Source organism: Allorhizobium sp. GW101-3B10 (assembly GCF_059424725.1).
In genome coordinates this window covers 4,520,145-4,539,911 of the sequence record NZ_JBWKZR010000001.1, presented here as the reverse complement: position 1 = coordinate 4,539,911, position 19,767 = coordinate 4,520,145, and the positions used below count along the sequence as shown (strand labels likewise).

The window sequence follows — 19,767 nt, the reverse complement described above, 5'->3', positions numbered from 1 at the left end:
ATGCGGAGCCCTTTTTCTTTGTGCATTGACCGGAGGTGGAGCCAGGGAGCGCTGTCTCCACCCTTGCCGATTCAGATGCTTCAGCCGAACAGAACGAAGGTCTTCTGCAGCGTGATCCACACGCCCCAGAGGATCGGAATGCCGACCACGGCCCAGGCGACCAGCGCCTTCGCGTCGAGGCCACCCGTGCCGATGCCGAAGGACCCGGAGGGACCGGCAGCCGCGGCCTTCGTCTTGGCTTGCAGCGACGCCACTTCCTCGTCCGACATGAACCACTTGTCGGACAGCGGCTTGACCAAGGCGTTGGCGATAAGGCCGAGCGCCAGCATGCCGGCCAGGATGTACATGGTGAAGTCGTAGACCTGGGCGCGCGGAATGCCCGCCGCGATTTGCGCCTCGCGGATGTAGTTGACCACCACCGGGCCGATGATGCCGGCGGTTGCCCAGGCGGTCAGCAGACGGCCGTGGATCGCGCCGACGAACTGCGTGCCGAAGATGTCCGCGAGATAGGCGGGAATGGTGGCAAAGCCGCCGCCATACATGGACAGGATGATGCAGAAAGCGGCGACGAAGAACACCTTGCTGCCGATGCCGGCGGCCCACGGGGCCGAGGCGTAAAGCAGGATGCCCAGCAGGAAGAAGACGTAATACGTGTTCTTGCGGCCGATCTTGTCGGAGAGCGAAGCCCAGAAGAAGCGCCCGCCGATGTTGAACAGCGAGAGAAGCCCGGTAAAGCCGGCGGCGATCGCGGCGATGGCCGTCAGCTGCTCCTTGCTGAGATCGGAGAACTTCAGCTCGGGCAGGCCGAGCAACGAGCCGGCGAAGATTTCCTGCAGCATGGGCGAAGCCATGCCGATCACGCCGATGCCGGCCGAGACGTTGAGGCAGAGAACCGCCCAGATCAGCCAGAACTGCTTGGTCTTGTGGGCGTTCTTCAGGTGGACGTGGCGGCTGGTGATCATGCTGTCCTTGGCGACCGGCGCCACCCAGCCTTCGGGACGCCAGCCGGCCGGCGGGATGCGGTAGCCGAAGGCGCCGCCCATCATGAAGACGAAGTAGACCCCCGCCATGACGACGAAGGTCTGCCAGACGCCGACCGAGGTCTCGCTCTTGAAGATGTTCATCAGCATGTCGGCCAGCGGCGCACCGATCATCGCACCGCCGCCGAAGCCCATGATCGCCATGCCGGTCGCCATGCCGCGACGGTCGGGGAACCACTTGATCAGCGTCGAGACCGGCGAAATGTAGCCAAGCCCGAGGCCGATGCCGCCGATCACGCCGGCGCCGAGCCACATCAGCCACAACTGGTGGGTCATGACGCCGACGGCGGCGATCAGGATGCCACCGCACCAGCAGCAGGCCGAGACGAAGCCCGCCCGGCGCGGACCGACCCGCTCCAGCCAGCCGCCCCAGATTGCAGCCGACGAGCCGAGCAGGACGAAGAACAGCGTATAGATCCAGCCGAGATCGGCGACGCGCCAGTCGCAGCTGGTGGTGAACAGCGCTGATGCCAGCGTCAGATCCGGACAGGCGATGGACTGGCCGATGCCGAGCGACTTGGTGAGCGGCAGCCAGAAGACGGAAAATCCATAGGCCATGCCGATGCAGAGATGAATGGCAAGGGCGGCCGGCGGCACCAGCCAGCGATTGAAGCCCGGTTTGGCAATGATGCGTTCGCGGTCGAGAAGGCCACCGCCCCCATAGCCGCCTGTCAATGTTTCGGTCGTAGCAGACATATTTGAAATCCTCCCTCCCATCGGTCATCGCCGATGGCTCTATCCCCGACCCGGCTGTCCTCGAATGCTGCGCCTTGTCGCTCCTGACGACAAGGCCCTCCGCGGAACCGAGCCAAACACAGGAAGTGGCCTTCGCCGCCTCCTCCCTGCTCCCGCCCGCATCCCCTCTCCAAGGGATGTGCCAGGAACAAGAATAAGCTAGCAACCGCCGTGCCAACCCGAACTTGGCATTTTTCAATTACTTAGCCGAAGCCACAGCCCCGCAGTGGACAAAATGTCCGACCGGCACGGACAAAACGTCCATGAAACTCCCGTCAGTTCGCCTCGGGAAGCCAGATGGAAAAGCTCGTCCCCTTGCCCGGCTCGCTCTCGACGGTGAGCGCTCCACCCTGACGCCGGACAAGCGTCTGGCTGATCGAAAGGCCGAGACCGGTACCCTGCCGTCGCTTGGTGGTGAAGAACGGATCGAAGATCCGCGCGAGCACGTCGGACGTCATGCCGATGCCGGTGTCCTCCACGTCGACCCGAATGCCGTCGTGACCATCGCGCGTCTCGTCGCGACTGACAAGGCGAAGCGTGCCGCCATCCGGCATGGCATGGATGGCGTTGACGATCAGGTTGATCAGCACCTGCTGCAGCTCGGTCCGGTTCATCAGGACCTGCCGGGTCGCACCATCGTCCCGCTCGATCTCGATATCGGCCTTGCCGAGAAGATGCTGCACGAGCGGCAGGCAGTCCGAGATCACGCCGGCGACATGATGGCGCTCGACATAGCCGGCATATTCCTCCGGCTTGGCGAATTGCAGCAGCTTGGTGACGATCTGGCTGACCCGATGGATCTGTTCGTCGATCAGCCGGAGTTCGGTGGAAAGATCGTTCGCCCGGTCGCCGAGCACGCTGCGCACCACGTCGAGATTGCCCTGCATGACGGCGATCGGATTGTTGATTTCGTGGGCGACGCCCGCCGTGATCTCGCCGATCGCCGCCAATTTTTCCGACATGACGAGCTGCTTGGTCGTCGCCTCCAGCTGCCGGTTCGCCAGTTCGAGTTCGCGCGTGCGCTCGGCCACGCGATCATTGAGTTCGTCGTTCCAGCGCCGCAGGTCGCGGTCGCGCTGCTGCAACTGGTCGAGCAGGCTGTCGAGATGGACGGCCACACGGCCAATCTCGTCGCTGCCGTCGGTGAGACCCGAGCGTGCGCCGAGATCGCCTTGCTCGACCTTCGCAATGGTGCCGGTCATGCGTTCCAGCGGCTTGAAGATCGCCCGCGCCCAGCGCAGGAAGATCGGCACGCTCGCGGCCGTCACCAGAAGGAAGGCGACGACGATGCCGATGATGGTCTCGGTCTTGGCGCGGGCGAACGGCGCTTCGAGGAAACCGACATAGAGCATGCCGATCCGCCTGCCGAAACTGTCGCTGATCGGCTCATAGGCGGAGACGTACCAGTCATTGACGACAAAAGCGCTGTCGAGCCAGACGCGCCCCTCGTCCAGCACCGTCTGGCGCACGGCGGCCGAGACACGCGTGCCGAGCGCCCGTTTGCCCTCGAACAGCCGGACATTGGTGCTGATCCGCACGTCTTCAAGGAAGAGCGTCGCCGTGCCCTGGCTGCCCTCCGGCAGGCTCGCGGCGCGATAGACGAGATCGTTGATCGTGTCGATGAAGACGAGGTTCTGGTTGAGCAGGACGCCGCCGACCAGGGCGGCATCCTTCCCGTCCGGCAGCGACGCCGGGCTTGCCGAATGCACCACCATGCCGCGCGTTTCGCTCGCCCGGTCGGTCGGCACCGCATTCGGCGTCGGCACGAGTTCGAGCTTCGCGCGCGCCGCAAGCTCCGGCGATACGGCCGCCAGCTCCTGTTGGGAGAAGATATCGATCGCCGTCTTCGGCTCTCCTGCCAATGCGGCGTCGAAGACCGGCCAGTCCGTTCGCAGCCGACCTTGCCCCGCAAGCCCCACCGGCTCCGTCGCCACGCCGTCCCGGCGCACGAGAAAGAGGAAATCGAGGCCGAGGCGCGTGCGATTTTCCTCCAGATAGGCCGCCAGTCCGGCCCCGCCGTCGCGCGTCGCCGCCTCCCGGAACGCGACCGAACCGGTCAGCGCCGAGAGATGCTCGCCCGTATTCTCCAGGATCCGTGCGAGATACTGGTGCGCGATGGTGAGGTCGGCATTGACCTTCGACGTCAGGAGCGCATCGAACTTCGTCTCCCAGCGCGCCATGGTGGCGACCAGCAGCAGCGGCAGGATGACGAGCGTCGGCAGAAGCGCGATGGCAAGGAGGCGGTAGCGGATCGATCGCCCGCGGCGCAGCCCCGGCTCGTGGGTCTCCGCCTCAGGCATTCCACGACACGAGCTTGCGGTCGATGGTCTTGCGCGAAATGCCGAGCCGTCGGGCCGTCTCCTCGCGATCTCCGCCGGTCTGCTCGAGCACGGCCAGGATATGACGGCGCTCCACCTCCTCCAGCGTTCCCGACGGCGCAGTTACCGCGCCTGTCCGCTGACCGCGGAAATCGTCAGGGAAGCCGCCGAGAATGAGCGAACGCTCGATCAGATTGCGCAGTTCGCGCACATTGCCCGGCCATGCATAGGCTGACAGCGCTGCCTTCGTCGCCTTGTCGATCGGCACCGGCGGCATGCCGAGCTGCTGCGACAACTTGTGCATGAAGAGGCTGGCAAGCTCGAGAACGTCGTCGCCCCGGTCGCGCAGCGGCGGCAGCTTCAACTGCATGACGTTGATGCGGTAGTAGAGATCCGGACGGAAGCCGCCTTGCTGCACGAGCTTTTCCAGATTGGCGTTGGTGGCGAAGACGAAGCGCAGGTCGACCGGCACTTCGCGTTCCGCCCCGACGGGGCGCACCCGGCGATCCTCGATCACGCGCAGGAGCTTGCTCTGCGTCGCGAGCGGCATTTCTCCGATCTCGTCGAGGAACAGCGTGCCGCCCTGGGCATGCAGGAAGAGGCCTTCACGCCCGGCTTCCGCGCCGGTGAACGCACCGCGGACATGGCCGAACAGCTCGGATTCGATCACATCCGGCGGAATGGCCGCGCAGTTGACCGGGACGAAGGGTTTGGCCGCACGGTCGGAGAGCGCATGCAGCGATCGGGCCGCAACCTCCTTGCCCGTGCCGGATTCGCCGGTCAGAAGCACAGTCGTCGGCAAGGGCGCAACGCGGGCCAGCGTTTCGCGCACCTGCTGGATCGCGGCCGAACCGCCGATCAGCTTGTCGCGCAGCAGGATATGGTCGGCCGTCGCCCGAAGCTCGTAGCGCAGCACGAAGTTCTCCCTCTGCAATCGCATGCGGTCGAGGCAGCGCGCCACGGCATTGAGGATCTGGTTGGAGCGGAAGGGCTTCAGCACGAAATCGACGGCGCCGGCACGTAAGGCACGGATCGCCGTTTCGAGATCCGCATAGGCGGTCATCAGGATGGCGTCGGCGAAGAAGCCGATCGCCCGCTGCTCGATCAGCCAGTCGACGCCGTTCTTGCCCGGCATGATATTGTCGAGAATGACGACGTCGAAATGGTGCTGGTCGAGCTTGCGCGACGCCTCTTCGGCATCGGCGGCTTCCTCGATCCGCTTGCAGCGGGGGCTGAGCGTGCGCACGAGAAAATTGCGCATGCCCGGCTCGTCGTCGACGACGAGGATCGTCGCCTGCGCCAGCCAGGGACCAAATTCTGGATCCCGCTCGCTGGCGGGAACCTTTCGTGCCGTTTCCCCTCTCACCGTGTCGCCCGCCTCCCTCGTTCAACGTCGGTCTTGCATAACAGAGGCGACGCGAAACGCCAAAGCGAACCCGGCGCCTCTGGTGTTCAGGCCGCGACCGGACGCTTGATGACCTTGGAGGCTTCCATCACCAGCGGTAGAAGGCCCTCACCACCCTTGTCGATGTGCTCGAACAACTCGCGGCGCATGCGCGGCTCCCAGAATTTGTTGATGTGGTTCGCGACGCCTTCGAGGCGCACCGCTTCCGGCTGCGACAGGAAGAAGGTGGCGATCTGGTTCGCCATGCGAACGAGCTTCTCGGTGGTGTCATGCGACATGGGCGTTCACTCCGGCAATGATGCGCTCTGATCTGGTGAAAATTTCAAACTCGTCGCCCCGCGCAATGCCGACGAGCGTAATCTGGGCCTCCTCCGCCGTGCGAATGGCAAGGGCCGTCGGAGCCGAGACGGCGATCAAGATGGGGCATTTCAGCGCCGCCGTCTTCTGCACCATCTCCACCGACAGGCGGCTGGTGACGACGACGGCGCCCTGGGAGCCGGAATACCCGGCGCGGATCACCGCGCCCGAAAGCTTGTCGAGCGCGTTGTGGCGGCCGACGTCCTCCCGCAATGCGATAAGGCCCTGGCCGGGCACGAAGAATCCGGCGCCATGCACGGCGCGCGTTTCGCGGTTGAGGCTCTGTCCGTCCCCCAGAAGCTTCACCGCCTCGGCAATCTGCGCCGGAGCCAGGCTGAAATCGTCGGCCTCGACCGACGGGACCTGCCGCATAGCCTGCTCGATCGATTCGATGCCACACAGCCCGCAACCGACCGGGCCGGCCATGTGACGACGTCGCGACGTCAGCGCCTCTGCCGTCGCGTCCGCCAGGATGATCTGCACGTCGACGCCGCCGCCGGCCATCACCGCCTCGATCGAGACGATGTCGGCAGGTTCGGAAACAATGCCCTCTGACAGCGAGAATCCGAGCGCGAAGTCCTCGAGATCGGCGGGCGTCGCCATCATCACGGCATGGGTCGAACCGCCATAGGAAAAGGCGATCGGCACTTCTTCCGGAACGACGCGGGCGCCCGTCGCCAGGATGCCGTGACGGCACTGCAGTTCGGGAATGGAGGTGGCGGTCTTCATGGATAGGCCCCTCATCTGCCTGCCGGCACCTTCTCCCCGCAGGCGGGGAGAAGGAGACATGCCGCAACGTCTCCTCCCCCTCTCCCCGCGCGCGGGGAGAGGGTCGGGGTGAGGGGCATGAAGCCGCAAGCCTGGGCCATTCCCTACTCCGCCGCCTCCAGCTTGCCGGCGATGCGGCGCGACTGGCGCGACAGGTCCTCATAGTCCTGCTGCCATTCGGACGGGCCGTTGGACGGCGCGACCTGCACCGCGGTCACCTTGTATTCCGGGCAATTGGTCGCCCAGTCGGAGAAGTCAGTCGTGATGACGTTGGCCTGCGTCTCGGGATGATGGAAGGTCGTGTAGACGACGCCGGGCGAAACACGTTCGGTGATCTGCGCCCGAAGCGTGGTTTCGCCGGCCCGGCTGGCAAGACGCACCCAGTCGCCGTCCTTGATGCCGCGCTGTTCGGCATCGTGCGGATGGATCTCCAGAAGATCCTCCGCATGCCAGGTGACGTTCTCGGTGCGGCGCGTCTGGGCGCCGACATTGTACTGCGACAGGATGCGGCCGGTGGTCAGAAGCAGCGGGAAGCGCGGGCCGGTGCGTTCGTCGGTCGCCACATATTCCGTGCGGATGAACTTGCCCTTGCCGCGCACGAAGCCGTTGACGTGCATGATCGGCGAGCCTTCCGGGAACTTCTCATTGCAGGGCCACTGCACCGAACCCATCTTTTCCAGGAGGTCGTAGGACACGCTGGCGAAACTCGGCGTGGTCGCGGCGATCTCGTCCATGATCTCGGACGGATGGCTGTAGTTCCACGGCAGGCCCATGGCCTGGGCGAGCTTCTGCGTCACTTCCCAGTCGGCAAAGCCGTTCTTCGGCGACATCACCTTGCGCACGCGGTTGATGCGGCGTTCGGCATTGGTGAAGGTGCCGTCCTTTTCCAGAAAGGTCGAGCCCGGCAGGAAGACATGGGCGTAGTTGGCCGTCTCGTTGAGGAACAGGTCGTGCACGACGACGCATTCCATCGCGGCAAGGCCGGCCGAGACATGCTTGGTGTCGGGGTCGGACTGCAGGATGTCCTCGCCCTGGATGTAGATGCCCTTGAACGAGCCGTCGACGGCGGCGTCGAGCATGTTCGGGATGCGCAGGCCCGGTTCGCTGTCGAGCTTGACGCCCCAGAGCTTCTCGAACGTGTCGCGCGTCGCGTCGTCGGAGACGTGGCGATAGCCCGGTAGTTCGTGCGGGAAGGACCCCATGTCGCACGAGCCCTGCACGTTGTTCTGACCGCGCAGCGGGTTCACGCCGACGCCGGGGCGGCCGATATTGCCGGTCGCCATGGCAAGGTTGGCGATCGCCATGACGGTCGTCGAGCCCTGGCTGTGCTCGGTGACGCCGAGGCCGTAATAGATCGCCCCATTACCGCCGCGCGCATAGAGCCTGGCCGCACCGCGCACCAGATCGGCCGCAACGCCGGTGAACTTTTCCGTCTCTTCCGGGCTGTGCTGCGGCTCGGCGACGAAGGCGGCCCAGTCTTCGAATTCCGACCAGTCGCAGCGTTCGCGGATGAAGGCCTCGTTGAACAGACCTTCGGTGACGATGACATGCGCCAGCGCGGTGACGACCGCGACATTGGTGCCGGGTTTCAGCGGCAGATGGTAGTCCGCCTTGGCGTGGACCGAAGTGACGGTCTCGGTCTCGCGCGGGTCAAGCACGATCAGCTTGGCGCCCTGACGGATGCGCTTCTTCATGCGTGAGGCGAAGACCGGGTGCGCCGCCGACGGATTGGCGCCGATCACCATGAGCACGTCGGAATGCTCGACCGAATCGAAGTCCTGCGTGCCGGCCGAAGTGCCGAAGGCCTGGCCGAGACCATAGCCGGTCGGCGAATGGCAGACGCGGGCGCAGGTATCGACATTGTTGTTGCCGAAGCCGGCGCGGATCAGCTTCTGCACCAGGAAGGTCTCTTCATTCGTGCAGCGCGACGAGGTGATGCCGCCGATCGAATCCTTGCCGTACTGGTACTGGAGACGGCGGAACTCGGACGCGACGTGGGCGAATGCTTCCTCCCAGGTGACTTCGCGCCAGGGGTCGGTGATCTTCTCGCGCACCATCGGATTGAGAATGCGGTCCTTGTGGGTGGCATAGCCATAGGCGAACCGGCCTTTGACGCAGGAATGGCCGCGATTGGCCTTGCCGTCCTTGTAGGGCACCATGCGCACCAGTTCCTCGCCGCGCATTTCCGCCTTGAACGAGCAGCCGACGCCGCAATAGGCACAGGTCGTGACAGCCGAATGCTCGGGCTGGCCGATGGCGATTACCGACTTTTCGGTGAGCGTCGCGGTCGGACAGGCCTGCACGCAGGCGCCGCAGGAAACGCATTCGGAAGAGAGGAAATCCTCGTGTGCACCGGGCGACACCCGGCTGTCGAAGCCGCGGCCCTCGATCGTCAGCGCGAACGTGCCCTGCACCTCCTCGCAGGCCCGCACGCAGCGCGAGCAGACGATGCACTTCGACGGGTCATAGGTGAAATAGGGATTGGACTCGTCCTTGGGCATCCACTTGGCGTTGATGTCGCCGTCGTTGCGCGCCTTGACGTGATTGTCGCCCTCATAACCGTAGCGCACGTCGCGCAGGCCGACCGCGCCTGCCATGTCCTGCAGTTCGCAGTCGCCATTGGCGGCGCAGGTCAGACAGTCGAGCGGGTGGTCGGAGATATAGAGCTCCATCACGCCCTTGCGGATCTGCTTCAGCCGTTCCGTCTGGGTGTGGACCACCATGCCCGGCGCGCAAGGCGTCGTGCAGGAGGCCGGCGTGCCGTTGCGGCCCTCGACCTCGACGAGACAGAGGCGGCAGGAGCCGAAAGCATCCACCATGTCGGTGGCGCAGAGTTTCGGCACCTGGATCCCGGCCTCCATCGAGGCGCGCATCACGGAGGTGCCGGCCGGAACGGTGACCTGGCGGCCGTCGATGGTGAGCGTCACCGTCTCGGTGGATCGGGACGCGGGCGTACCGTAGTCGATTTCAGAAACGAGGGGCATTGGAACCTCCGGATAGATCGTTCCCGCCACGGCGCGAAGCCAGGCGGTCAAGTTCAATTCTGCTTACGACTTGCGCTCGGCCAGTGTCGCGGCGACGAGCGCATTGGCATGACCATGGCCAAGACCATGGGTTTCCTTCAGGAACGCCACGATCTGCATGTGAGCCTTGCCTTCCTGGGCCCGGACGATCTCCTGCCAGTAGGAAATCGGCTGGCCATACGTCTTCTCGATGGACGGGAAGTAGGAGGCCGGGCCCTTCACTCTTTCGCTCTCGCTCATTCCGCCGCCTCCACCATGGGTGCCGGGGCGAAATCCTCGGGGAAGTGATGGAGCGCGCTCATCACCGGATAGGGGGTGAAGCCGCCGAGCGCACAGAGCGAGCCGAACTTCATCGTGTTGCAGAGGTCGGTGAGCAGCGCCCGGTTCTTTTCCGGCTCGATGCCGCGGGCGATCCGGTCGACCGTCTCCACGCCGCGCGTCGAGCCGATGCGACAGGGGGTGCACTTGCCGCAGCTTTCGATCGCGCAGAATTCCATGGCGAAGCGCGCCTGCTTCAGCATGTCGGCCGTGTCGTCGAACACGACGATACCGGCATGGCCGATCAGCCCGTCCTTGGCGGCAAAGGCCTCGTAGTCGAACACGGTGTCGAACAGGGAGGGCGGGAAGTACGCGCCGAGCGGGCCGCCGACCTGCACGGCCTTGACGGGCCGGCCGCTCGCCGTACCGCCGCCGATGTCGTAGATGATCTCGCCCAGCGTCAGGCCGAAGGCGGTCTCGTAGAGGCCGCCATGCTTGATATTGCCGGCAAGCTGGATCGGGATCGTGCCGTGCGAACGGCCGACGCCGTAGTCGCGGTAGAAGGTGGCGCCGCGGTCGAGGATGACCGGGACGGAGGCGAGCGAGATCACGTTGTTGACCACCGTCGGCCGGCCGAACAGGCCCTGCAGCGCCGGAAGCGGCGGCTTGGCCCGGACGATGCCGCGCTTGCCTTCGAGCGAGTTGAGCAGTGAGGTTTCCTCGCCGCAGACATAGGCGCCGGCGCCCATGCGCACCTCGATGTCGAAGGCATGCGCCGACCCCATGACCGACGGTCCGAGAATGCCGGCGCCGCGGGCGATGTCGATCGCCGCGCGCATCGTCTTGATAGCGTGCGGATATTCGGAACGGGTGTAGACATAACCCTTGGTGGCGCCGGTGGCGATGCCGGCGATGATCATGCCCTCGATCAGCACGAAGGGATCGCCCTCCATGATCATCCGGTCGGAGAAGGTGCCGCTGTCGCCCTCATCGGCATTGCAGACGATATATTTGCGATCGCCCGGAGCATCGGCGACTGTCTTCCATTTGATGCCGGTCGGAAAGCCCGCACCGCCGCGCCCGCGCAGGCCGCTGTCGGTCACCGTCTTGACGATGTCGGCGGGGCCCATGGCCACGGCCTTCTCCAGGCCTTTGAACCCTTCATAGTGGCGATAGTCGGCCAGCGAGAGGGGATCGGTCACGCCGCAACGGGAGAAGGTCAGCCGCGTCTGGCGAGCGAGATAGGGAATTTCCTTCGTCAGCCCCTGACAGAGCGGATGCTCGCCGCCGGCCACGAAGTCCGCCTCGAACAGGCCCGGCACATCGGCGACCGTAACCGGTCCATAGGCGATACGGCCGCGTCCGGTGCGAACCTCGATCAGCGGCTCAAGCCACAGGAGGCCGCGCGAGCCATTGCGTATGATCGACACGTCGAGGCCGCGAAGCTTGGCTTCCCGTTCGATCGCCACCGCCACCTTGTCGGCACCGACGGCGATCGCCGCGGCATCCTGGGGAACATAGATCGTCAAGCTCATCGCCGCGCCTCCCCGACCAGTTGCTCCAGCCCCTGCGCATCGAGCCGGCCGTGCAGTTCGCCGTCGAGCATGGCGGCGGGCGCGCAGGCGCAGAGCCCGAGACAGTAGGCCGGCTCCAGCGTTACCGCGCCATCCGGCGTCGTCCCGTGAAAATCGATGCCGAGCAGTTCGCGCACCCGGTCGGCCAGGGCCTCGCCACCACGCGACTGGCAGGCCTCGGCCCGACAGAGTTTCAGCACATGGCGGCCGGAGGGATGGGCGCGGAAATCATGATAGAAGCTGACGACTCCGTGCACCTCGGCGCGCGACAGGTTGAGCGCCTCCGCGAGCACCGGCTTCACCTCGTCAGGCACATAGCCGAAGCTTTCCTGGATCGAATGCAGGATCGGCAGCAGCGGACCTTCGAGGCCGTTGAACTCGGCGACGATCGCTTGCGTGCGAGAAACCAAATCATCCGCAGATGATCGAATATTCATGATCAGCCCTCCCAAACCGACACGAACTGGCCAAGAGGCTGACACGTGGAAAGCAAATGTCCAGTCGGTTCTTTAACTCTGATTGCGCCGACGCAGTCCGCTTTCCCGTCGAACTCCCTGACGATGCGACAGGATGACCCTGCGCCCCGGGCAGGTCAATAAAGCAGTCCCGTGCAACGATAGAAGAAATCTATTGAAACGCCTGGAGTTCGGCGAGCCGGCGGGCCTCATGCAGCAGGGCGGAGACCAGTGGCGTGAAAGGCTCGCGATATTGCGCGACCAGCCCCACCGAATGCGCGGCCTCCGGCTCGGTGATCGGGATCATTCGGATCTCGGCGGAGAAACCGAAGGATTCGGCCACGTTACGGGGCATGATCGAGGCCCAGCGGCCGGTTCGGATGTGGGAAAACAGCACGATCATCGAATTGGATTCGAGCGTCGGCTTCACCGAAACTCCGGCTTCGGCCATGTGCTGGTTGATGATGCGGCGGTTCTGCATGTCCGCGGTCAATAGACAAAGCCGAAGATCGGCGACCTCACGCCATGTCACATGGTCGCGATCGCTGAGCGGCGTGCCGGCTGCCGCAATCAGGTGATAGCGCTCCGCATAGAGCGGCACGGAGGTGACCCGGCCAAGCGGCTCGTTGTCGAGATAGGTGATCCCGGCGTCGATCTCGAGGTTTTCCAGCAGGCTCAGCACCTGCAGCGAGGTGCGCGAACTCACCGAGAAGGTGACGTCCGGATGCTTCTCTTGGAACGGACCGGTGATTCGCGGCACCATGGACAGGGCCGTGGGAATGACGGCGATGCGGATATGGCCGGCAAGGCCCCGGCGTGCTGCCCGCATCTCCTCGCGCATGGTGCGGGTATCGCCGACGATGCGGCGGGCCCATTCCAGCACGCGCTGGCCCTCGGGGGTGAGTCCCTGATAGCGGGAGCCGCGGTTCACGAGCATCACGCCGAGGTGATCCTCAAGCTGCCGGATCGCCGCCGACAGCGTCGGCTGCGTGATGCCGCACTCCTCCGCCGCCCGGCCGAAATGCTGGGCGCGGGCAAGAGCAATGAAGAATTCGAGCTTGTCGATCATGGGCACTCCTCGGCCGCGAGTCTAAGCGCGAAGCGGTCGAAGCGCAAACCGGCAGGGCCGGCTGCCAAGGAGCGCCCGGTCGGCGAGAACGGCGGCGCTAAAGACGCGTCAGTCTTTCACCACGACATCACCCAGAGGGACGGCTCCGGCGTTCGTGCCGCAATACATGTCATAGAGGACAGACACGAGAGCGGTGAGCGAGGGATCGGTGATATTGTAATAGATCAGCCGGCCGTCCCGGCGGGTGGTGACGATCCGCTCAAGGCGGAGCCGCGCCAGCTGCTGCGACACGACGGCCTGCTGCAGGCCGAGGATGGACTCGATTTCGCCGACGGTCTTTTCACCCTGGCTGAGAATGCACAGGATCAGCAACCGGGTTTCATGCGACAGGGCTTTCAGAAGCGTGCTGGCTGCACGGGCCTTCGACATGAAGCCCTCCAGCTGTTCCTTTTCGATCCCGGCCCTGATCTGCGGCAAATTCATGAATCCATCCAACGATCGCGATACACATTCGAAAGGCGTTATACGACAATGCAAATGCGGCGAAAATGACCTAACCCGGCAAATGGCGGCGTCAAAGCGATTTCTCCGCGCGCCGCTCAACGACCGCCGCCTCGCGGCAGCGACCGCTATCGCAGGCTGACCGATTCGACGCGCTCCTTGAGCAGCGCGGCGCTTCGATGAAGTGCTGCATGTTCCTCGTCATCCAGGTCCGGGAAGAGATCGGCGCTTACGCCGGTCGCGCCGATGATGCGCGGCACGGACAGGGCTACGTCATAGACATCGGCCACCCGGGGCGTGACGATCGATACCGACAGCACATCCCTCTGGTCCTGCGCGATCGCCTTGACGATCCGGGCGAGACCGGCGCCGATGCCGTAATAGGTCGATCCCTTGCCGTTGATGATCCTGTAGGCGGCATTGCGGACGCCATCGTCGATCGCCCGCCGCTCATCCTCGGTCAGCGGCTTGCCGACCTGCTCGGCGAAGGAACGAAGGGCAACCGATCCGGCCCGCGCATTCGACCAGGCCAGCACCTCGCTGTCGCCATGCTCGCCCAGCACATAGGCATGCACCGACTGCGGCGCGATGCCGAGATGGCGGCCGACGAGGCTGCGGAACCGGGCCGTATCGAGAATGGTGCCGGAGCCGATCACCCGCTGCGGCGGAAGGCCGGACAGCCGTGTGGCGATCTGCGTCATGATGTCGACCGGATTGGAGGCGATCAGCAGAATCGCATCGGGCGAGGCGCGAAGCACCTCCGCCACCACCTCGCGGAACACCCCGGCATTGCGCTCCAGCAGTTCGAGCCGGCTCTCGCCGGGCTTCTGGCTGACGCCGGCGGCGATGATCACCACTCGCGTGCCGGCCAGGGCATCATAATCGCCGGCGGTGACGGTGGTGGCCGACACGAAGGGCACGGCATGGGAAATGTCCTCGGCCTGGGCAATCGCAAGCGCGGCATTCTTGTCGACAAACACGATGTCGCTGGCAATTCCCATCATGGCCAGCGCATAGCCCGCAGAGCTGCCGACCATGCCCGCTCCAACAATCCCGACCTTCATGCCCTCACCTCCGTTTGCATTGCAGCATATCAGAGAGCACGAAGCTTTCAATTGTATGGCATTACGTCAAGCAACGTGAGGGTTTTGACAGAAAGTGCATTACGCCGACCGGGCATGGCGGCGCGGGCGACGACGCGGCGGCCGGGAGAGCGGCCAGCCGGACATAAAAAAGCGGCCCAGAAGGCCGCTCCTTGTCAGTCGGTATTCTTGCGACCGGCTCACGCCGGCATCAGCACGCCGTTCAGATGGGTCAGCTCGGCCAGATACTGCTCGAGGCGGGTCTTGTGCTCGTGGCCTTCGACGGCGTTGAGCTCGGCGCGGGCAGCCTCGATGCGCTTGGTCAGCGTTTCGCGGTTGAGGTCGCTGAGCGCCACGGCCGATTCGGCCAGCAGCGTGCAGCCGCTCGGCACGATATCGGCAAAGCCGCCGAACACGACATATTTGCTCACCTGGCCGGAGGCCAGCTTCACCGTAACCACGCCCGGCTTGATCGTCGTCATCGTCGGCGCATGATGGGCCATGACGGTCATTTCGCCTTCGGTTGCCGGGATGACAACTTCGCTCACCTTTTCGGAAAGCAGCAGGCGCTCGGGCGAAACGAGTTCAAAATTGAAATTGTCGGCCATGGTTGTTCACTTCTTCTATAGAGGCGGGAACGGCGCGCGCCTTGAGCGCGCGCCAAGTCCGTCATCAAGCGGCTTCGGCAGCCAGCTTCTTGGCCTTTTCGACAGCTTCTTCCATCGAGCCGACCATGTAGAAGGCGGCTTCCGGCAGGTGGTCGTATTCGCCGTTGACCAGGCCCTTGAAGCCCTTGATCGTGTCTTCGAGCGCGACGAGCTTGCCCGGCGAGCCGGTGAAGACTTCGGCGACGAAGAACGGCTGCGACAGGAAGCGCTCGATCTTGCGAGCGCGGGCAACCGCGATGCGGTCGTCTTCCGACAGTTCGTCCATGCCGAGAATGGCGATGATGTCCTGGAGAGCCTTGTAGCGCTGCAGGGTCGACTGGACCTTACGAGCCACTTCATAGTGCTCTTCGCCGACGACCAGCGGGTCGAGCATGCGCGAGGTGGAGTCGAGCGGGTCGACGGCCGGGTAGATGCCCTTTTCGGCGATCGAGCGCGACAGAACGGTCGTTGCGTCCAGGTGGGCGAACGAGGTTGCCGGCGCCGGGTCGGTCAAGTCGTCGGCGGGGACGTAAATGGCCTGAACCGAGGTGATCGAACCCTTGGTCGTGGTGGTGATGCGTTCCTGCATCTGACCCATGTCGGTGGCGAGCGTCGGCTGATAACCAACGGCCGACGGAATACGACCGAGAAGCGCGGACACTTCCGAACCTGCCTGGGTGAAGCGGAAGATGTTGTCGACGAAGAACAGAACGTCCTGGCCCTTGTCGCGGAAGTCTTCGGCGATGGTCAGACCCGTCAGAGCGACGCGAGCGCGGGCGCCCGGCGGTTCGTTCATCTGGCCGTAGACGAGCGCAGCCTTGGAGCCTTCGCCGCCGCCGTGCTTGTTGACGCCCGACTCGATCATTTCGTGATAGAGGTCGTTGCCTTCGCGGGTCCGTTCGCCAACACCGGCGAATACCGAGTAACCGCCGTGCGCCTTTGCGACGTTGTTGATCAGTTCCATGATGAGAACCGTCTTGCCGACGCCGGCACCGCCGAACAGGCCGATCTTGCCGCCCTTGGCGTAAGGCGCGAGAAGGTCGACGACCTTGATGCCGGTAACGAGGATCTGTGCTTCCGTCGACTGCTCGACATAGCTCGGCGCTTCCTGGTGGATGGCGCGCTTGCCGGAGGTGACCAGCGGACCGGCTTCGTCGACGGGCTCGCCGATGACGTTCATGATGCGGCCGAGCGTCTCGGGGCCGACCGGAACGGTGATCGGAGCGCCGGTGTCGGACACGGCCTGACCGCGAACCAGACCTTCGGTCGAGTCCATGGCGATCGTGCGAACCTGGCTTTCGCCGAGGTGCTGGGCCACTTCCAGAACGAGGCGGTTGCCGCCGTTCATGGTTTCCAGCGCGTTCAGGATCGCGGGCAGCTCGCCGTCGAATGCGACGTCCACGACAGCGCCGATAACCTGGGTTACCTTGCCTGCAGAACCGATTGCGGACGCCTTCGCCGCGGTAGACTTCGGGGTAGCTGCCTTAGCCATGTTTCTTACCCTCTTTCCTTAACCTCAGAGCGCTTCCGCGCCCGAAATGATTTCAATGAGTTCCTTGGTGATCTGGGCCTGGCGCTGACGGTTGTACGAGAGCGTAAGCTTGTTGATCATCTCACCAGCATTGCGCGTCGCATTGTCCATCGCGCTCATCTTGGCGCCCATTTCACCGGCGACGTTTTCGAGCAGTGCCCGGAAGATCTGCACCGAGATGTTGCGCGGAATGAGATCGCTGAGGATCGCACCGGCATCGGGCTCATATTCGTAGACGGCAGATGCACCGCTTGCGACGACCGCTTCGGGAGCCGCAGCCGGGATCAGCTGCTGTGCGGTCGGCACCTGGCTGATGACGGACTTGAACTCCGAATAGAACAGGGTCGCAACGTCGAACTCGCCCTTGTCGAACATCGAGATGACCTTGCGGCCAATCGTGTCGGCGTTTTCGAAGCTGACGCGTTTGACTTCGCGAAGGTCTGTGCGCTCGACGATGTTGGCAGCGAACTCGCGACGCAGGCTGTCATAGCCCTTCTTGCCGACGCAGAAGATCTTGACGGTCTTGCCGGCGGCGAGAAGCTTGCGCGCATGATCACGGGCAAAGCGGGCGATCTGCGAATTGAAACCGCCGCAAAGGCCGCGCTCGGCGGTGCAGACGATGAGCAGATGCACATCGTCCTTGCCGGTCCCGGTCATCAGCCGGGGTGCACTGTCGTCGCTGCCGACCGCCTGGGCGATGTTGGCGAGGACGACACCCATGCGCTGCGAATACGGACGAGCGGCCTCGGCCGCCTCCTGCGCACGACGCAGCTTCGCCGCAGCGACCATCTTCATCGCCTTGGTGATTTTCTGCGTCGCCTTGACGGAGGCGATCCGGTTTTTCAGATCCTTAAGTGAAGGCATCCGTTATCCGTCCTTGGCTTGAGCCCCGATTACGCGAAAGACTTGGCGAACTGATCCAGAGCAGCCTTGAGCTTGCTCTTGGTATCGTCGCTGATGGCTTTCTCCGTGCGGATGGCGTCGAGAATGGCCTTGCCTTCCGAGCGAAGGTAGGAAAGCAGACCCTGCTCGAACTTGCCGATCTGGTTGACTGCGACCTTGTCGAGGTAGCCGTTGACGCCGGCGAAGATCACGGCGACCTGTTCTTCCGTCTTCAGCGGCGAGAACTGCGGCTGCTTCAGGAGTTCGGTCAGGCGGGCACCGCGGTTCAGCAGGCGCTGCGTCGAGGCATCGAGGTCGGAGCCGAACTGGGCGAAGGCGGCCATTTCGCGATACTGGGCGAGTTCACCCTTGATCGAGCCGGCAACCTGCTTCATCGCCTTGATCTGCGCGGCCGAACCGACGCGCGAAACCGACAGACCGACGTTAACGGCCGGACGGATGCCCTGGTAGAACAGGTCGGTTTCGAGGAAGATCTGGCCGTCGGTGATCGAGATCACGTTGGTCGGAATGAAGGCCGAAACGTCGTTACCCTGGGTTTCGATGACCGGCAGAGCGGTCAGCGAGCCGGCACCGCGTTCGTCGGAGAGCTTTGCAGCGCGCTCGAGCAGACGGGAGTGCAGGTAGAAGACGTCGCCCGGGTAAGCTTCGCGGCCCGGCGGGCGGCGCAGCAGCAGCGACATCTGGCGGTAGGCGACGGCCTGCTTGGAAAGGTCGTCGTAGCCGATCAGCGCATGCTGGCCGTTGTCACGGAAGTATTCGCCCATGGCGCAGCCGGCGAACGGCGCGATGTACTGCATCGGAGCCGGATCGGAAGCCGTTGCGGCAACGATGATCGAGTACTTGAGGGCGCCGCGCTCTTCGAGAACCTTGACGAACTGGGCAACCGTCGAACGCTTCTGGCCGATTGCGACGTAGACGCAATACAGCTTTTCCGAGTCCGGACCATTGTCGTGAATGGCCTTCTGGTTGAGGATCGTGTCGAGAATGATGGCGGTCTTGCCGGTCTGACGGTCACCGATGACCAGCTCGCGCTGGCCGCGACCAACCGGGATGAGCGCATCGATGGCCTTGAGGCCGGTCGACATCGGCTCATGAACCGACTTGCGCGGAATGATGCCCGGAGCCTTGACGTCGACGCGCGAACGGCGGGTCGCATTGATCGGGCCCTTGCCGTCGATCGGATTGCCGAGCGCGTCGACGACGCGGCCGAGCAGTTCCGGACCGACCGGGACGTCGACGATGGCGCCGGTCCGCTTGACGGTGTCGCCTTCCTTGATGTCACGGTCCGAACCGAAAATAACGACACCGACATTGTCGGCTTCGAGGTTCAGCGCCATGCCACGGATGCCACCGGGGAATTCGACCATTTCGCCGGCCTGGACGTTGTCGAGACCGTAGACGCGGGCGATACCGTCACCGACGGAAAGCACCTGGCCGACTTCGGAGACTTCCGCCTCTTTGCCGAAGTTTTTGATTTGATCTTTCAGAATTGCGGAAATTTCCGCGGCGCGGATATCCATCAGCCAACCTCTTTCAGTGCAAGCTTAAGGGTGGAAAGTTTGGTGCGAAGAGACGTGTCGATCTGGCGCGAGCCGACCTTGACGATCAGACCACCGAGAATGGACGGGTCGATCGTGACAACGATCGTGACGTCCTTGCCGGTGACGCTCTTCAGCGCCGCCTTCAATTCGTTTTCCTGTTCAGACGTCAGCGCATGGGCAGACGCGACCTCGGCCGTGATCTCGCCGCGATGACGGGCGGCGATCTGGCGGAAGGAGGCGATCATGCCGGAAACGGCGAACAGACGGCGATTGCCGGCCACGACCTTGAGGAAGTTCGCGACGAGGGCATCGAGACCGGCCTTCTCGCAAAGCGCGACGACGGCCTTGGTCTGGTCCTCGGCCGAGAATACCGGAGAAAGCACCAACCGCTTCAGGTCGTCGCTCGAATCGATCATGGCCTGGAAACGGTTGAGATCGGCGCCGACAGCGTCGAGCGAGCCAGCCTCGAGGGCCAACTCGAAAAGCGACGACGCATAGCGCTCCGCCACGCCTGAAATCACTTGGGATGTGTCTGCCACGGGCAAAATATTCCCTGCTTT

17 protein-coding genes are annotated in these 19,767 nt (G+C 64.2%); all 17 read right to left on the bottom strand.

Translation table 11 applies throughout. The annotated features are described in order from the left end of the window. Window positions 1–80: 80 nt before the first annotated feature. Window positions 81–1,736, bottom strand: coding sequence for an OFA family MFS transporter (locus AC07Y0_RS22155; RefSeq protein ID WP_498679787.1), 1,656 nt, complete (start codon window positions 1,734–1,736; stop codon window positions 81–83). 314 nt (window positions 1,737–2,050) lie between these two features. Then, window positions 2,051–4,075 (bottom strand): sensor histidine kinase, encoded by a 2,025-nt coding sequence (locus AC07Y0_RS22150; protein WP_498679786.1) that lies wholly within the window; start codon window positions 4,073–4,075, stop codon window positions 2,051–2,053. Then, a complete protein-coding gene (locus AC07Y0_RS22145) occupies window positions 4,068–5,459 on the bottom strand; it encodes a sigma-54-dependent transcriptional regulator (protein WP_498679785.1) in 1,392 nt (463 codons plus the stop codon). Before AC07Y0_RS22145 ends, AC07Y0_RS22150 begins: the two co-directional genes overlap by 8 nt. A gap of 86 nt (window positions 5,460–5,545) precedes the next feature. Then, window positions 5,546–5,776, bottom strand: coding sequence for a formate dehydrogenase subunit delta (locus AC07Y0_RS22140; RefSeq protein WP_498679784.1), 231 nt, complete (start codon window positions 5,774–5,776; stop codon window positions 5,546–5,548). Next, complete coding sequence (gene fdhD / locus AC07Y0_RS22135; RefSeq protein ID WP_498679783.1) at window positions 5,766–6,584, bottom strand: formate dehydrogenase accessory sulfurtransferase FdhD; 819 nt, start codon at window positions 6,582–6,584, stop codon at window positions 5,766–5,768. Before fdhD ends, AC07Y0_RS22140 begins: the two co-directional genes overlap by 11 nt. Window positions 6,585–6,727: 143 nt before the next feature. After that, window positions 6,728–9,607, bottom strand: a complete 2,880-nt coding sequence (gene fdhF, locus AC07Y0_RS22130; protein ID WP_498679782.1) for a formate dehydrogenase subunit alpha — start codon at window positions 9,605–9,607, stop codon at window positions 6,728–6,730. Between the two features lie 63 nt (window positions 9,608–9,670). After that, window positions 9,671–9,886 (bottom strand): DUF4287 domain-containing protein, encoded by a 216-nt coding sequence (locus AC07Y0_RS22125; RefSeq protein ID WP_498679781.1) that lies wholly within the window; start codon window positions 9,884–9,886, stop codon window positions 9,671–9,673. Continuing rightward, a complete protein-coding gene (locus AC07Y0_RS22120) occupies window positions 9,883–11,439 on the bottom strand; it encodes a formate dehydrogenase beta subunit (protein ID WP_498679780.1) in 1,557 nt (518 codons plus the stop codon). Before AC07Y0_RS22120 ends, AC07Y0_RS22125 begins: the two co-directional genes overlap by 4 nt. Further along, window positions 11,436–11,915 (bottom strand): formate dehydrogenase subunit gamma, encoded by a 480-nt coding sequence (locus AC07Y0_RS22115; RefSeq protein WP_498679779.1) that lies wholly within the window; start codon window positions 11,913–11,915, stop codon window positions 11,436–11,438. The genes AC07Y0_RS22120 and AC07Y0_RS22115 overlap by 4 nt, the downstream gene beginning before the upstream one ends. 190 nt (window positions 11,916–12,105) lie before the next feature. Further along, window positions 12,106–13,002: a LysR family transcriptional regulator gene (locus AC07Y0_RS22110; protein WP_498679778.1), complete on the bottom strand. Its 897-nt coding sequence runs from the start codon at window positions 13,000–13,002 to the stop codon at window positions 12,106–12,108. A 108-nt stretch (window positions 13,003–13,110) separates the two neighbouring features. Continuing rightward, the gene (locus AC07Y0_RS22105) at window positions 13,111–13,485 is read right to left on the bottom strand and encodes an ArsR/SmtB family transcription factor (RefSeq protein ID WP_498679777.1); all 375 of its coding nucleotides are present in this window, start codon (window positions 13,483–13,485) and stop codon (window positions 13,111–13,113) included. Window positions 13,486–13,631: 146 nt separating this feature from the next. Further along, a complete protein-coding gene (locus AC07Y0_RS22100) occupies window positions 13,632–14,567 on the bottom strand; it encodes an L-lactate dehydrogenase (RefSeq protein WP_498679776.1) in 936 nt (311 codons plus the stop codon). Window positions 14,568–14,785: 218 nt separating this feature from the next. Then, on the bottom strand, window positions 14,786–15,193 hold the full coding sequence (locus AC07Y0_RS22095) for a F0F1 ATP synthase subunit epsilon (RefSeq protein WP_498679775.1): 408 nt from the start codon (window positions 15,191–15,193) through the stop codon (window positions 14,786–14,788). Between the two features lie 64 nt (window positions 15,194–15,257). Then, a complete protein-coding gene (atpD, locus tag AC07Y0_RS22090; RefSeq protein ID WP_498679774.1) occupies window positions 15,258–16,724 on the bottom strand; it encodes a F0F1 ATP synthase subunit beta in 1,467 nt (488 codons plus the stop codon). Window positions 16,725–16,748: 24 nt separating this feature from the next. Next, a complete protein-coding gene (locus AC07Y0_RS22085) occupies window positions 16,749–17,627 on the bottom strand; it encodes a F0F1 ATP synthase subunit gamma (protein WP_498679773.1) in 879 nt (292 codons plus the stop codon). Between the two features lie 29 nt (window positions 17,628–17,656). Then, a complete protein-coding gene (gene atpA / locus AC07Y0_RS22080; RefSeq protein WP_454747900.1) occupies window positions 17,657–19,186 on the bottom strand; it encodes a F0F1 ATP synthase subunit alpha in 1,530 nt (509 codons plus the stop codon). Then, window positions 19,186–19,752, bottom strand: a complete 567-nt coding sequence (locus tag AC07Y0_RS22075; RefSeq protein ID WP_498679772.1) for a F0F1 ATP synthase subunit delta — start codon at window positions 19,750–19,752, stop codon at window positions 19,186–19,188. Before AC07Y0_RS22075 ends, atpA begins: the two co-directional genes overlap by 1 nt. Window positions 19,753–19,767 lie beyond the last annotated feature (15 nt).

Coding starts and splice junctions, on each gene's coding strand:
- AC07Y0_RS22155 (WP_498679787.1), bottom strand. CDS start 1,736: ATGTCTGCTACGACCGAAACATTGACAGGCGGCTATGGGGGCGGTGGC.
- AC07Y0_RS22150 (WP_498679786.1), bottom strand. CDS start 4,075: ATGCCTGAGGCGGAGACCCACGAGCCGGGGCTGCGCCGCGGGCGATCG.
- AC07Y0_RS22140 (WP_498679784.1), bottom strand. CDS start 5,776: ATGTCGCATGACACCACCGAGAAGCTCGTTCGCATGGCGAACCAGATC.
- fdhD (WP_498679783.1), bottom strand. CDS start 6,584: ATGAAGACCGCCACCTCCATTCCCGAACTGCAGTGCCGTCACGGCATC.
- fdhF (WP_498679782.1), bottom strand. CDS start 9,607: ATGCCCCTCGTTTCTGAAATCGACTACGGTACGCCCGCGTCCCGATCC.
- AC07Y0_RS22125 (WP_498679781.1), bottom strand. CDS start 9,886: ATGAGCGAGAGCGAAAGAGTGAAGGGCCCGGCCTCCTACTTCCCGTCC.
- AC07Y0_RS22120 (WP_498679780.1), bottom strand. CDS start 11,439: ATGAGCTTGACGATCTATGTTCCCCAGGATGCCGCGGCGATCGCCGTC.
- AC07Y0_RS22115 (WP_498679779.1), bottom strand. CDS start 11,915: ATGAATATTCGATCATCTGCGGATGATTTGGTTTCTCGCACGCAAGCG.
- AC07Y0_RS22110 (WP_498679778.1), bottom strand. CDS start 13,002: ATGATCGACAAGCTCGAATTCTTCATTGCTCTTGCCCGCGCCCAGCAT.
- AC07Y0_RS22105 (WP_498679777.1), bottom strand. CDS start 13,485: ATGAATTTGCCGCAGATCAGGGCCGGGATCGAAAAGGAACAGCTGGAG.
- AC07Y0_RS22100 (WP_498679776.1), bottom strand. CDS start 14,567: ATGAAGGTCGGGATTGTTGGAGCGGGCATGGTCGGCAGCTCTGCGGGC.
- AC07Y0_RS22095 (WP_498679775.1), bottom strand. CDS start 15,193: ATGGCCGACAATTTCAATTTTGAACTCGTTTCGCCCGAGCGCCTGCTG.
- atpD (WP_498679774.1), bottom strand. CDS start 16,724: ATGGCTAAGGCAGCTACCCCGAAGTCTACCGCGGCGAAGGCGTCCGCA.
- AC07Y0_RS22085 (WP_498679773.1), bottom strand. CDS start 17,627: ATGCCTTCACTTAAGGATCTGAAAAACCGGATCGCCTCCGTCAAGGCG.
- atpA (WP_454747900.1), bottom strand. CDS start 19,186: ATGGATATCCGCGCCGCGGAAATTTCCGCAATTCTGAAAGATCAAATC.